Below are 14510 nucleotides of genomic sequence, written 5' to 3'. Positions count from 1 at the left end.
TAGGTTTAAAGAGTGTATTTTATAAATCATCTCGTGGTTATAAAGATAATTTTATAACACTCCTTCGATCAAAATATTCTGCTAAAACGCATTTTCCATACTAAAAAAGGAACCAGTATAAACAGGTTCCTTTAGTTTGATAAGCAGATATATTTGCCCAAATGACTCAAAGAATGTGTACAAACGCTATTTATAAGGCACAAAACCCAACCACTCCCATGGTATAGAACTGTCTGCCAATATATATTCTAGAAGTCTTTGATAAATACCTTCAGCATTATCAGAGTTGCTCATGATTAAAACTCCTTTTCCTGATTCGGGAAAAAGAATAGAAAAATGCTGAAATCCATTGCCATGACCACCTTTAAATACACCTTTACCATAAGGTGTTTCCAGATAGCCCCAACCAAGTGCGTAACTCAACTTAATATCTCTGTATGTATCGGTAGTAATATTGGATCCCTCACCAAACTGAGTTAACGAATGAATCTTAACCTGTGGGCTAAACATTTGGTTGGTTGATTTTTCACTAATGAGCTGATGATTAAGTACGGCTGTCAAAAATTTGATATAATCATCAGCTGTAGTTTCTAAGGTACTCCCACCCCTTGGTTCGTTGTCCTTATCTTTCCTGTAGATTCTTCCATTCATGGTATGTCCATACGCAAAATCGCTTTCAAAAGCTGGTTGCCATTGGTACGAAGTTTTGGTCATTCGTAACGGGTCAAAAATATATTCTTTTGCCAGCTGCTCCAGTCCTATACCCGTTAGCTTTTCTAAAACTACTTGGAGGTATACAAATCCTTCGCCACTGTAACTATATTTAGTACCCGGCTCATCATGAACTCTTAGTTTTTGATCTGGTTCTAAAAACCGCCAATTCGCAAATCCGGTGGTGTGTGCTAAACACATACGAGCTGTAATTTTATGATACAAACTATCCTCTTTCAGATCCGCATAATGATCATGCCAACGCGTCAAGGGTTTATACTCATATAGTTTCTTTGGCAAGTAGGATTCTAGTGGAGTATCCAGATCAATTACATTGTTTTCGACCAGCTTCATAACCAATACACTAAATATAGCCTTACTCAAAGAGGCCCCGTAGATATTTGTTGAATCTGACAAAGTCAACCTTTCAGGAAGGTTTTTAAATCCCACAATTTGCTTATATACGGGTTGTTTATCGTTAAAAACAGCTATTGCCATACCTTGGACATTTCCTTCTTTGGCAAGTACGTTGATTTTTTGGGCAATAGAGTCGTTAGAAATTCTGCTCCCGTCTAAACGCTGTATTGTATTATTATCTACAGTTGCACATTGACTAAAGGTTACCATCAATAACAGCAGTGCTATTACTTTTGAGAAACGTCCCGGTTTGAATTTTAAAAAAGGGATGGATAAAGGGTAGTAACATCTTTCTTTTTGCAATACATAGATAATATTGAAAATTACAACACCCACACAAACAGGAAGTGTAGCAATAAATATGATGAAGCCCCACTTTTCTATCGTTAGCAAACTAACAAAGGAAAGTACTGCCAACAACAAAACAGTAATCTGAAAGTTGATTACCTTCACCCCATGCTTGTCGTATATTGGATTGTCCTCTCTTTTATGAATCCAAATAAAAAGCGGAAGTAGCACATTACATAAAGGAATAAAAATTCCCAGTAACGGAATGGCATGTAGTAATAACAGCCATTTTTTCTTTATGGTTTCTTCTTTGGGATTGTCTAAGGGCAGCAAATCGCTTACTTCAACCTCTAAAGCAACTGCCAATAATTTTACTGTATTCAGGTGCGGATTTACCTCAGCTTTTTCGATGCGTTGTATGGTACGTACGGCAATATTGGTACGATGAGAAAGTTCTTCCTGAGAGAGTCCCTTAAGTTGTCGTTGATATTTTAACCGTTCTGCAAGTGCTTGATTGTCCATGAATTTTTGATTTTTAAATTATGAAACAAATGTATCTCATACCCCTTGTCTTTTATACGACATATAGATGTCATGTAAGTGTCATTTCCTTTAAAATAGGGTGTTTTGAGGATATTTCATATAAAACACCCATAAACTACAAAGATTATTTTAAAAATCGACTTTCGCTATAAAAATGAGTGAATGCTACAAAAAACCCTTTCCGACCGCGCGTTGCTTGGCCACCTTTCCCTGTCAAGGAAAGGAGTTATTAATTATAAGTATGTCTTATGGCAACTGCTGGTTTTGTGACCAGTGGCGTTAAGAAATATTCCGCAATTACGTGTAGTAGTTACTGATGCCTATCGTGTTTTGGTCAATCACATAAATGCACATGCTACGCTAGAGGATACCAAAGAGTACGATGTATTATTAAACGAGTTGGATATTCTGGCAAAACACTACAACCAAACGGTAGATAATCGTACCACCACTGCGACAGATACCGATACTCCTAAAGAAGTGCTATAATTAGCAGTTCATAATCTATAATAAACCACCTCAACCACTTCCGAGATTATACTGATTGAATATGTGTTGGGTGGTTTTTTTTAAAGTAGCTTATTGGTACTGGTTATTGACTAGCGGTATTGGAAAAAAACTTATGGAATTTATTTTTCAGTATCCTTTATAACCTTAGTTTTAGACAAAAAATCATGGATTCCATTTTTTGTAAACAAAAACGAAATTCTGTCAAATGGAATCAATCTACAGAAAGTTCTATGAATAATATCCGAGTTTTCTGGCTTCTCCCCATTTAACTTTACAACTTTTGTTTTTGTCGCAAATTTTCCGAGTGTCTTTTGAAATTTAATTTCCATTAAACTATGATACGCGAAGAATGTTCCAAATACTAAAACTAGATTAATGATGACAATAACAATATCATTTACTAAAGCTGCATCTGGAATCAATAATCCAAAAATAAAAAAGACAATAATTATGAGAATATACCACACTACTGAGTCAATGATTAAATTTATGAATCGAATTCCTGAATTAACTACGTTGGAATCAATTTTTTTTATTTGTTCTTTATGAATTATAGCTTCCGATTTTATTTTATCAAATTTAGCCACATCAATATTCCTGTTCTCTATTTCTATTTGTGCTGCTTCTCGCGCGATTGATTTGTATTTATCACTATCAACTGTCACTATTTTAATTAATTCTTCGTCAGTCCGTTCTGACATTATGTGTTTAAATTCGTTTTCCATTCGGTTTATCTATATTAGTCGTACAATTTATATAAACCAGCTACTTCTAGTCTACAACTCGTTATATGTGTAATTTTCAGATCGAAAGATATTATAAAAACTATTTACTTGCAGATTAAAATGATAGTTTTAATACGTTTACTTATTGTATCTCCGGCTCCCGCTGGTCTGTGACCAGTGGCGTCAAAGGATATTTTAGTTTTAAGGATATGCTAGAACAACCTCTCGACTTCGTTCGAGTTGACAACGAAGTTTGTACAGTGGGTAAAAAAAAGAATCAAGAGTCGGTACACTTTTACATTTAGCGTTTAACTTCAACTTCGTTATTCAGAATTCAGAATTCAGTATTCGATATTGGTTTCTTCCTGTCCGACTGCGTGTTGCTTGGCTACCTTCCCTATCGGGGAAGATGTTATTAAAAAACTACCCTTCTCTCGAATCAATAAACGTAATCGGTTTACGGCTCATTTCGGGAAATTTCATAGCTTTCAACGTGGCTATAGGTTGTAATACCAGATCGGGTAAAATAGAGCTATTGCTCGTATAACAAGTTAGTCTCTTTGAGCATACTATCAATTTTAGCTTCCCATCGCTTTTGTTCCTCAGTATTTAGATTATGATTGGTTTCAGTATCATATAAATTTTGAGCTTTTCCTAATTCCTTACTTAGTCTATTCAACTCGCCCATAAAATCATCTGTAGACTCTATGTTATTAACTCTTAGAAAAGAATTCATCCTGCGAGAATAGTACTCCGTAAGATTGAAATGATATTGTTCATGACGTAAAAGATGTTTATCATCTCCAACTGAACTTTTCTTCCAAGAGAATTGGTTCTCTTGAATAGCATAAGAAATATATCGATCAGAAATCGTATCATAGCTGACCTTTATTTCTGAATATATAGAAGCACTATAGGGACTAAACGGTTTTACGATGCCCTGAAAATGATCCCATGTTAGTTTAGTCCATTTTGTTTCTATATTTTCCCTGAAAAAAGCTTTACTGTAAAGATGCAAGTAACATAGAAATGCAACGCATGGGACTAGAATGCAAATTTTTATTTTACTATAAAAACTCATTTGATCAGTTTATATAAATAATACAAAAAAGAATTAAAAAATTCAATCAGCATACATAGAGAAACCAAACCTACCACCCAATAAATAGAAATGGAAAATTGTTGTTTTAGAAGAGAATAAAAAACAAAGTATGTTGAAATAAATATTAGATCATATAATAGTCTAATAAGGTAAGTACTAACTCTTTTATGTTCTATTATATAGAAAACATGAAGTAGTACAATTACAATATTCAATCGAAATATATTAGGTAAAGTTGTATCATTCAAAAACCAATTCTCTAGATGATGAAATAATGCTCCAAATTCTCGAAAACATAAATCTAACGATAACAGACTTAATACACTCAAACATTCTCTAAAGCTAAATGTCGCTATGAATTTCCTAAAATCGTTTTTAACGTACCAAAGGTTATTGATTCTATTAATTTCGTTATTATAAAATGAATCTATTACGACGGCATTCTTATTAAAATCTTTATGTTCAAGTAACCAGTTCGCAGCAGATTTTGCTTCTGCAACATGTTTATCACTAGTTGCGATCAATAATAATTCTGCCTTAGTTTTATAGTCAAATTTTCTTATAAAATGATGCTGATCTAGCATAAATCTAAGTTATTACTATTCCAATATATAACCATTATTATTATTATGCATTATTTTCGAGTCACTAATTAAAAAAACTACCCTTCTCTCGAATCAATAAACGTAATCGGTTTACGGCTCATTTCGGGAAATTTCATAGCCTTCAACGTGGCTATGGGTTGTAATACCAGATCGGGAACGACTCGTAGATTAGCTCTAAAATGTTCTTTTAACGCTTTACAGTCCGCAGCACTTAACGCATCTGACACATGAATCAAAAGTTTGTCGGTTCCCAGTTCGTTAGTGATGACTTCGATTACGTACAAGAGTACTTCTTCAAAACTGGTCAATACCTCAACCACACTTTGTGGGTAGAGCGTCGTGCCTTTATATTTAATCATATGCTTTTTACGACCCAAGACCGGGCTGAGTCGCATCGTAGTACGACCACATCTACAGGGTTCGTTATGAGCGCGCACCATATCTCCGGTTGTGTAGCGCAATAACGGCATGGCTTCTACGCCCAGGATTGTGATAACCAACTCCCCTACTTCGCCATCTTGTACTGCCTTTCCATTATCATCCAAAATTTCGGTTATGATCAGATCCGGATGGTGGTGTCCTCCATTGTGCGCGGCACACTCCGTAAAAGCCGTACTCATCTCGGTAGAGGCGTATGTTGAGTATAACTCAATATCCCATTTTTCTTTGATCTTAGCTCCCAGAGTATTGAGCTCAAAGTTTTGATCGCGCAAAGGTTCACCAATACAAATCGCAGCTTTTACCGAAGAAGCATTGTAATCAATACCATGCGTTTCGGCATACGCGATTAATTTTAATAAAAACGACGGCACCACTATTAGATAGGTTGATTGAAAACGATGTATCGAATCCCATTGCAACTCAGGAATACCCGATCCTACCCGTACCATAGCGGCCCCTAACTTACGTGTCCCTAAAAAATATGCTAACCCCGCCATAAAACGTCGATCCAGTGTAGTTGTTAGTTGCACCACATCTTCTTTGGTGACCCCTGCAATAGCAAAAGAGCGCGATTCATTATCGGTTAGGCGTTCCAGGTCCCGATCGGTTAACGCAAAAGTAACGGGCTTACCCAAAGTACCCGAAGTTGTAACATAATCTACAATCTCGGTTTTTGGGACGCATAAAAAGTCATCATTATACGCCTGCAGGTCTTCTTTGGTAGTTAGCGGTATGTATTTCAAATCTTCAACTGTAGTGATTTGATCGGCAGTTATTTTGTGCTCGGCAAACAATCGCTGATAATAGGGAGAATGTGCCTGCACATACTGTAACAATGCTGTAAGCTTCTCGTTTTGTAGTACTGCTGTTTGGGTAGCTAGCTGTTGTTCATTTTTCATAGGCATACTTACAATTTACGGTAGCTTTTTTTAATATAATTCTGTAGCATCTCCACATCAGGAACCGTAGTTACTTCGCGTTGCAATGCTTTTTTAAAAGCAATAATTGCTGCTTTGTATTCTTTGTGCTCGTAATAATATTTCCCTACCGTATAATGGGCTATCCAATAATCGGGATTGAGCTGTACAAGAGCCTGTAGCTCAGCTTCGGGAATCGTTTCTTTTGCTTCTATTAAGCGTTCTATACGGCGGTGCTCTTTACGAAAGGTTTCATAATCTTTGTAGGCTTGCGTTTCCACAAACGGATCTTCGGGAATCAGCAACGCTTCATTAGCTACACTACTTAAATCCTTTCGGGAACTAAATTTTTTGAATATAGTGTTTAAATCATACCCTACAAAGGCACCCAGTTGGTACGGATTGCTGGAGATCCATACTTTTAGTGCTTCCGGCTGAAAAATAATCCCGTGATAGGCCAACAATTGGTTCAGTGCTTTTTCGTTACCATAACCAATACGTGTATCGCCTAACCCTTTGCGGTCTCTCAAAATTGAAACTCCGTGCTCCGGAGTTAGTTTTTCTGTTTGATTTAGCAATTCGGTCATTCGCTCGTAGCGGTATAAAGAGTGACTTTCTGCAATCGCTTTTTGGTTACGCTCATCTGCTGCATACGCCTCGCTTTGAAAATGATTCGAACAAACCAGCTGGTTGCCGTTGGGTACCTCATATACTCCGAAATTCTGCGGAGCTACCTCGATTAGTACGGCTTTTTGATCAATAGCGCTTCCTATCATGATAGATTCAGAAACAAATACTTCTCGCTTTTTGGCAATAGCTATCGCTTCTTCAATTGTTGAAGCATACTGAAGGATTTCGCGTGTCAGGATCGAAATCGGTGTTTTAGCCACTAATGGTATTTTTGATTTTCCTGCGTTGATCGTTACGGTGAGTCCTTTTACATTCATCCCGGATACGGTACCCATCATTCCCGCCCAACCGTACATCATAAATCGATGTCCCTGGCTGGGCTTCATAAATACCACCATTTTTTCTTTTGCAAAATCATCCCCTGCATAGAAATCAAAATTACGTCCGATTAATAAGTTTCCGTCAGCAGTTTTTTCATTCCACGCTGCAAACGAAGTGCAACCTACCAACATCAAATCCTGCAAAGCATGACCAATATCGTGCGCGCCGTGTGCATAGAGCATGCGTACATAGGGTTCGGCAAAGGTATTGTAGTCATCGGATCCGTATCGGGAGAGTCCGTAAATTTCTTGTTTGTATTCTTCGGGCACATGCAGATGTAACTTTCGGTTATACCAGGCTACGAGTTTGCTTAAAAACTTCAAATACCCTTGAGAAGGCACTAGTTCGGTCACCTTGCCGATAAATGCCTCTTCCTGTATTTTGATCAGCTCCCGGGTAAGACTCCCTGCGGCCAAGCCACGTTCCAGTGGATCACCTTCCAGATAGAGCTCCCAAATGCCTTGTTTATTTTTGCGAAGACTGTTGTTATTAAGTGTAAAGGTTGAATCATTAATGGTTGTTCGTGCCGTGTCAATCGTGGCCAGTCCCGTGAGATCTGGACGTGCTGACAGAGACTTCTTTACCCCGCAAGCAGAAACTATGCAAAGCATCACGCTACTCACTATGATCAAACGCAAACTCATCATGCTGTACGTTGTTTTTCTTTTTCCTCGAGCGTCGAAGTGATACGGTTAAGCAAATAGTCTTTACCCAATAATTCTCCACAGGTAACCACCGCACTAATAGTTACGCCTAATACCCCATGCATATTCAACCCTTGTCCGGTAAATAACAGGTTTGGTATTTTAGTTCTTGGCGAGAGAAATGATTTCATCGGACTCTCAGCATCCTTGGCAAATCCATACATCGATCCTTCATAACAACCAATATAATCACGATAGGACAATGGCGTGGATGTATGCACTGACTGAATACACTCTCTGATATTCGGAAATTTCTTTTCAATTTCTTTGAGATACGCTTCAATCTTACGTTGCTTAAATGCCTCATAATCCTCTCCGCGATCATTTTTTACCGCTACAGTATTAAAGGTATCTTCCCAAGGCTTGGTTTCTTCATAGCGCATATATGCTATTGAGGTCAAATTATCTGCATACCCGGGATGTTTGCGATCCTCATTCATCGAAATCAAATATGCTTCTGGCCAAGACTCTTGCGTATAATTTTGTGTGGTCCACACTTTATCAATCGATTGGGTATGATAATAGTTATGATTTACATACGGAAAAGTACCCGGTTTAAAAACCAAATACAAACTGAAGGATGAAATGATACTTTCTGTATTCTGAATACGGTTATAATAGATGTTTCTGAAACGGTCCTTCCCAATAATCTGAAGCGTTAACTTGGGATCTACATTTGAAATAAACGTATCTCCAGAAAACACATCACCTTTGGTTGTAGTAACTGAGACCAATGTATCCTGTTCAAAATTAAACGCATTTACTTCCTGATATTTATGGATTGTTCCTCCCAAATTACGAAAACGTTTTACGAGTAATTTAGCAATCTGACTGCCACCATTAATACAACGCCATGCACTCTCTATATATGAATTGACTGATAATGCATGTACATAAAAAGGTGTTTTATCGGGATCGCCTGCATACAATAGGTTCGATCCGGCCAGAACAGCACGCAGGGTTTCATTCTGTGTAACGGTATCTATAAAATCTTTGGCTTTGAGCGTCAACAAATCTTCACCGTAGTACCGATCTCCTAATTTCAAGTTATATAATGGAAAATTATAACATGTATCCCGAACCTTATCAATATACTTTTTAATCCCTTCTGCTTCTTCGGGAAAATAGTGTGTGAGTTGTGTAACAAAATTATCATATCCCTGGGCGTGCGGATATTCAATATCCACACCATCAAAAGAAATCATATCATAGCCATCCGGATCCATCTGCTTGATCTTAAGATCCTCCATAATATCCAGATAATCAAAATAACGATACAGATTCTGACCTTTAGCTAAACCTCCGATATAATGAATGCCTGTATCAAAAATACTCTTATCCCGTACAAAGGTTTGTAGGTTTCCCCCAAACTGATTGTTCTTTTCGAGTACACATACTTTTTTACCTTCACGTGCCAGAATGTTGGCCGATACTAAGCCACCTAATCCGCTACCTATTATAACGACATCAAATGTTTCCCTCATGTCTGTCTTCTTTTCCATACGGTACACTCACCTTCTATAACACACTCAAAACTAGTTGTCAGATATGATGCAATTAATTCTTTGCCGTTTCCTGCGATTATTTTAGTAATCTCTTCGTTTTTAATTATATCCTGAATCATTTGGCTATCCACTTTAAGCGTGTCCAGCAAAAATACATTTATTTTTGAGGGAAGAACAGTATGGAGGTCTACAAACTGAATAGTAGTGCGCTTAACTGAAAAGCACCCCTGAGCTATGTTGCGTGCTTCTTGCGAAGTAAGTATTCCTGTAATTTTTGCATTTGGTTTTTTATAGCTTAGGTATATAGGCAACGCTCCGTGGTCATCTGTAAGGGTTATTATTGAAGCATTATAATCAATCTGATTAGCCAGTACATACCAATTTTCAATATGTTTGAACACATGCTTTTTTACTTCAGAAAAACAAGTTTTATATCGATAGTTATTCAGCACTTCTCGTTGATAATGCTTGACTCCTTCAACCTCTTGTTGTAATGAGGTGAAAGCTCCTTTAAAATATTTACTGATCTTTTTTGTTCGTTGTGCATAACCCTCTCCGTAATCTGTATCTTCAGCACTGATACGAGGTAAAATTTTGGCCGTTAAATTTCCATCGTTTATGATAAAATCTCCTTTGGGAGAAATTTGTGAGGTTCCATGAATTACTACAGGCACAATATCCAAATTTAATTGCTCTGCCAGATAAAAGGAGCCTTTATGAAAACGACGCATCTTGGCTGTTTCTGTTCTTGATCCTTCGGGAAATGCAATGAGCGAATACCCTTGCTCCACTTTTGTCCGCAAATGCTCTACCCCGCCTTCTATACCAGAGGATACCGGATAAAACCCTGCTAATCGTACAGCTTTACCAAATACCGGAGATTCGTACACCCAATCTTTTACAAGATAAATCAGATTAGAATGTAACATCCCCACGGTTAAAATATCCAAAAAAGACGCATGATTCGCAATAATAATACACTGCTTATCAAACGTTTCTCCTGTTGGATTAAGCACCTTCTTTTTTACAAAGGGATTAGAGTATAACACCGATGCCATCATTCTGGAGACAATACGATGAAAAACTGCCATTTTTTTCTTTTTGGCTATTGGAAACCACGGAATGATAAGACTACTGAGTAACGATATAATAAACCCGCCAATGATGAAATACCCAAAACTGAATAATGACCATAATGTCTGACGTACTTGCAACGGAGCAAGACCTTTGGCCGCTCTTCGTGTAATACAAAGCTTGAAAAGCAAAGGTTGTATAGTAAACGCTACTATAGCAGCTGTAAAAATACCTATTAACGAGACCATCGATATCGAACGAAGCGCGGGATGTTTTGCAAAAATTAATACTCCAATACCTAAAACCGTTGTAATGACAGATAATAAAATTGAAGTTTTGTAAGTCGGTAATTCACGCGAGCCGTTGGTATACTCTTTGGCTAATCCATTGGTTATAAAAATGCTGTAATCTACACCCAATCCAAAAATAAAGGTGGAAATAATCACGTTGAAGATATTAAAATTGATATTCAGCAACTGCATAACACCTAAGGTTATTACCCATGTAATTGCAATCGGTATGATGGTAAGCAACACTAACATTGTATCGCGGTAAAACAATAAAAGCAATACTACCACCGCGATTAATGAGTAGCTAATAAGCGCGTTAAAATCATCTTTGAGCGATCCTAACAACTTTTCATTAAGTTGCTTGCGATCGATAATTAAAGTATTAGAAACTTTATTAAGTGCCGCATACAATTGCTCCGTATCATCATCTGCTACCTTAACAGCCGACATAACTGTTGCAAAATCCGGTTGATTGGTTACAAATTCTTTAAGATACAACTGATCTATCTCTTGATACCGCGAATATAAAATTGGCTCGATCGGTGTCCGGATCAGGGTATCAAACTGATCAAATACTGTCGGTTTAAACCCGAAAATTCTTCCTTCAGATCTTAATAAGTTAAGCAGGGTATCGCTTTTTTTCGGACTCCAAAAGCGCTGCCATTGATCGATTTTTTCCTGTTGGGCTTCTTTTGACAACACGACGCCTCCTACAGAACTATAGTTGAGTATTTGTTGTTCCTGTTTATTAGCCGCTAAAACCCTATGTAGGGCATTATTGGTGTTTAAGGCAGCATTTAATGAACTACCATAAGAAACAACATAAATTGTTTTAGCCTTATTATTATTTATACGATCCAAATCATTCTCTGCGGCAACCAGTTCTTCCGGCTGATAATTCATTTGATTCAAATCAGTGTCAAATCCAACCTTATGAAATAGTAACAACCCTATGACGAAAACCACCAGAATTATTACAATTAACGGTTTATTTTTATCAAACTGAACGTTCGAAAAATGATCCAACAGTGTCTTTTTGGGTTTTGTTTGCTTGGAAAATCGATATACCTGCGGAATAAAAATTAACGCAAATACGGACGCTCCAACGACACTGACCGCTGCAAAAATTCCAAGATCATTAAGTGCTTCTGATTTCACGAAAACCAAACATAAAAAAGCAACCGCCGTTGTAAGACTACTCATTAGTACCGGTAAGGCAACATCTTTGTAAAGTGCTTGTATGTTTTTGTTATTTCTAAAATGTGTTAGAATATGTAAGGAGTAATCTAGCGTAATTCCTAATAATACGGATCCAATACCTAAAGAAATTGCTGAAATCTTACCTTTAAGTACATACAGAATGGCAATTGCCAACAAGGCTCCGAATACGGTTGGCGTAAAAATAATTAGCGGTACCGTGAGTTTACGATAGAATGCAATTAAAATAATTAATAACAAAGTCATCGCAATGCTAATTGTTAGCTGAATGTCTTTTTTAATTTGCTTTGCATTGGCTACTGCATACAAGGTAGATCCAAATAATACGGCTTTAGTGTCAGCATTCTCATAGTGCTTATTGACATGTTTTGTCAGTGATTGCAATTTTTCAATAAATATTGTATTCTCACCGGTTTCGTTTGCGGCAAGAGCCGGCGTTATAAAAAGTAATAAATTACGATGATCCTTGGTGATTAAAAATCCATTATGCAATGTATAATTATCTCCCAATTGTAATTGAGTGAATTTTTTTAATCCAACGGGGGTAAGACCTAACGGATCTTTGACGATAAATTGTTTGGTTACAATGCCGGCCGGTGAAACTAATGCTTTATAATTGTTTTTAACACGCTGTGCTATAGAATCCTGATTGAGTTGCTGTTCAATCTTAGCATAATCACTTTCGTCAAGAAAAAACGGAAGATGCTCATACACAAAATTATAAAGTTGCATCACATTGTTCTCTGGCACGCGTCCTTGGATTTCACCGATATACTTAGAAACATTACCATTAAGACTATCAATATAGGTTTCGGCAAACTGTGTAAGTGCATCAGGTTCTCCATTCGGATTACTAATGTTTACCACAATTTTATCTGCAAAGGACACTGTTTCTAACACTTTTTTTGTAACAGTCGAAACTCCGCTATCCGGTAAAAGTTTAGTAATATCTTCTTCAAAGCCAATACGACTCGCCAACAATGCTACGGCAATTACTAATGTAATCAATAATGGCCACGCCCAAAGTCGATGCTTTTTGAACCTATGATACATTGTAAGAAAAAATTTATGCATCTCCAGACTCGTGTTTTGATTTTGTTTTATTGAGGTACAGGTATGAAATACTCCCGAAGAGCAACGCTGATAAAGTAGCTAAGATAAAGCTCCCTATAATATAATATGTTAACCCTTGCAATATATCAGCTCCCGTGGTAATAGTTTCTATATCGAGCGTAAGATCCATAGACTGACCTGTAGCGAATCTGCCCAATTGTGCACTGCCATATATGATAAAAGGAATCATGGGTGGAATACTAATGTTGGAACAGATAAAAGCAATAGTTCGATTAAGTTTTAAGGCCGTTGCCAAAGTAAGCACTAATAAAGTTTGCAGTCCCCAAAAGGGAGCAATGCCTATAAAAATTCCTAAAGCAATGGCAGCAGACTTTTTTAAAGGTGAATCAGTACTTCGTAAAATATCTTCTTTTATAAAGCGACGAAATCCTTTTTTCTGAAAGCGCTGAACTATTCTTTTGGGTCCATACCATAGCAAGGTAAGTGTAAACAACCATGTGTTGAGCACACTTATTCGACTAAAATCCTGAAAGGGTCTGAAGTGCGAAACCCGTTCTTTTTCATCATATAAAACACGAATAGGTAAGTTACGTACTACGGCTCCGCGCCAGGCTAACTTAACAATCACTTCAATCTCTAATTCAAATTTGGTCGTGTATAATCGTAGGGTATCGATCGCTTTTAACGGGTATAATCTAAATCCGGACTGTGTATCGGTAAGTTGTATACCTGTCTCTACGTAAAACCAAAAGTTCGAGAATTTATTTCCAAAGCTACTTTTTCCGGGCACCGAAGGGTCATCCATCTTACGCGAACCTATAAGCAATAAAGGTTCTTGTGTAGTATGATTTTCTAAGGCTTCAATAAATAAAGGCAAATCACTGGGATAATGCTGCCCATCGCTATCGATCGTTATTGCATAATCAAAACCCATTTCGCTTGCTTTTTTAAACCCTTCCCGAAGCGCAACTCCTTTACCCCTATTATGTTCAAAAGTAATGATTGTACACCGATCTTTATAGTCTTCTAGAATCAGGGGCGTTGCATCCGTAGCACCATCATTAACAATAATCAATTGATTTGTATAAGAAAGCACTCCCCTAAGTACCCTATCTAAGGTTTTTGCATTATTATACGTAGGTATAATTACACAGCAATGCAGCATATCAAAGCGTTGATTATATGTAGGTACTACAGTCACGTATTGTAATTTATTGGGGTTACGCAAAAATAGAATATTATTTAAGATAGTTAACCTTTGTAGAATGCTTTTAGTGATTTCTGATATATTGTCACATCTTCCTAATGTTTTTGATTAGGAATACCCACAAAAAGACAACAATACCCACTTAGGGTAAAAAGCATCATAAATTCA

At 37.1% G+C, this 14510-nt stretch carries 9 protein-coding genes; 1 reads left to right on the top strand and 8 read right to left on the bottom strand.

Features of this window, described 5'->3' with window-relative positions; genetic code table 11:
• Positions 1–186 precede the first annotated feature (186 nt).
• Positions 187–1938 (bottom strand): serine hydrolase, encoded by a 1752-nt coding sequence (locus tag ACJRPK_RS08940; protein ID WP_407139564.1) that lies wholly within the window; start codon positions 1936–1938, stop codon positions 187–189.
• Positions 1939–2232: 294 nt separating this feature from the next.
• On the opposite strand from ACJRPK_RS08940, the gene ACJRPK_RS08935 reads away from it, so the two are divergent.
• A complete protein-coding gene (locus tag ACJRPK_RS08935; protein ID WP_407139562.1) occupies positions 2233–2448 on the top strand; it encodes a hypothetical protein in 216 nt (71 codons plus the stop codon).
• 140 nt (positions 2449–2588) lie between these two features.
• Here ACJRPK_RS08935 and ACJRPK_RS08930 read toward each other — a convergent pair whose 3' ends face one another.
• The 7 genes from ACJRPK_RS08930 to ACJRPK_RS08900 all read right to left on the bottom strand — a co-directional run bounded on the left by ACJRPK_RS08930 (position 2589) and on the right by ACJRPK_RS08900 (position 14300).
• Positions 2589–3194 (bottom strand): RDD family protein, encoded by a 606-nt coding sequence (locus ACJRPK_RS08930; protein WP_407139561.1) that lies wholly within the window; start codon positions 3192–3194, stop codon positions 2589–2591.
• A 532-nt stretch (positions 3195–3726) separates the two neighbouring features.
• The gene (locus tag ACJRPK_RS08925; RefSeq protein WP_407139560.1) at positions 3727–4275 is read right to left on the bottom strand and encodes a hypothetical protein; all 549 of its coding nucleotides are present in this window, start codon (positions 4273–4275) and stop codon (positions 3727–3729) included.
• Between the two features lie 682 nt (positions 4276–4957).
• Positions 4958–6247, bottom strand: coding sequence for a phenylacetate--CoA ligase family protein (locus ACJRPK_RS08920; RefSeq protein ID WP_407139559.1), 1290 nt, complete (start codon positions 6245–6247; stop codon positions 4958–4960).
• Positions 6248–6249: 2 nt separating this feature from the next.
• Complete coding sequence (locus tag ACJRPK_RS08915; protein ID WP_407139878.1) at positions 6250–7914, bottom strand: C45 family autoproteolytic acyltransferase/hydolase; 1665 nt, start codon at positions 7912–7914, stop codon at positions 6250–6252.
• Positions 7914–9476: a phytoene desaturase family protein gene (locus ACJRPK_RS08910; RefSeq protein WP_407139558.1), complete on the bottom strand. Its 1563-nt coding sequence runs from the start codon at positions 9474–9476 to the stop codon at positions 7914–7916. Before ACJRPK_RS08910 ends, ACJRPK_RS08915 begins: the two co-directional genes overlap by 1 nt.
• The gene (locus ACJRPK_RS08905) at positions 9455–13135 is read right to left on the bottom strand and encodes an MMPL family transporter (protein ID WP_407139557.1); all 3681 of its coding nucleotides are present in this window, start codon (positions 13133–13135) and stop codon (positions 9455–9457) included. Before ACJRPK_RS08905 ends, ACJRPK_RS08910 begins: the two co-directional genes overlap by 22 nt.
• Positions 13128–14300 carry a DUF2062 domain-containing protein gene (locus ACJRPK_RS08900; protein ID WP_407139877.1) on the bottom strand — a complete coding sequence of 391 codons (1173 nt, stop codon included), beginning with the start codon at positions 14298–14300 and terminating at the stop codon, positions 13128–13130. Before ACJRPK_RS08900 ends, ACJRPK_RS08905 begins: the two co-directional genes overlap by 8 nt.
• Positions 14301–14510: the final 210 nt, after the last annotated feature.

This window comes from Aquimarina sp. 2-A2 (assembly GCF_045505135.1).
Taxonomy (GTDB): domain Bacteria; phylum Bacteroidota; class Bacteroidia; order Flavobacteriales; family Flavobacteriaceae; genus Aquimarina; species Aquimarina intermedia.
This window is presented reverse-complemented; position numbering and strand designations above follow the sequence as displayed.

Coding starts and splice junctions, on each gene's coding strand:
- ACJRPK_RS08940 (WP_407139564.1), bottom strand. CDS start 1,938: ATGGACAATCAAGCACTTGCAGAACGGTTAAAATATCAACGACAACTT.
- ACJRPK_RS08930 (WP_407139561.1), bottom strand. CDS start 3,194: ATGGAAAACGAATTTAAACACATAATGTCAGAACGGACTGACGAAGAA.
- ACJRPK_RS08925 (WP_407139560.1), bottom strand. CDS start 4,275: ATGAGTTTTTATAGTAAAATAAAAATTTGCATTCTAGTCCCATGCGTT.
- ACJRPK_RS08920 (WP_407139559.1), bottom strand. CDS start 6,247: ATGCCTATGAAAAATGAACAACAGCTAGCTACCCAAACAGCAGTACTA.
- ACJRPK_RS08915 (WP_407139878.1), bottom strand. CDS start 7,914: ATGAGTTTGCGTTTGATCATAGTGAGTAGCGTGATGCTTTGCATAGTT.
- ACJRPK_RS08910 (WP_407139558.1), bottom strand. CDS start 9,476: ATGGAAAAGAAGACAGACATGAGGGAAACATTTGATGTCGTTATAATA.
- ACJRPK_RS08905 (WP_407139557.1), bottom strand. CDS start 13,135: ATGCATAAATTTTTTCTTACAATGTATCATAGGTTCAAAAAGCATCGA.
- ACJRPK_RS08900 (WP_407139877.1), bottom strand. CDS start 14,300: ATGCTGCATTGCTGTGTAATTATACCTACGTATAATAATGCAAAAACC.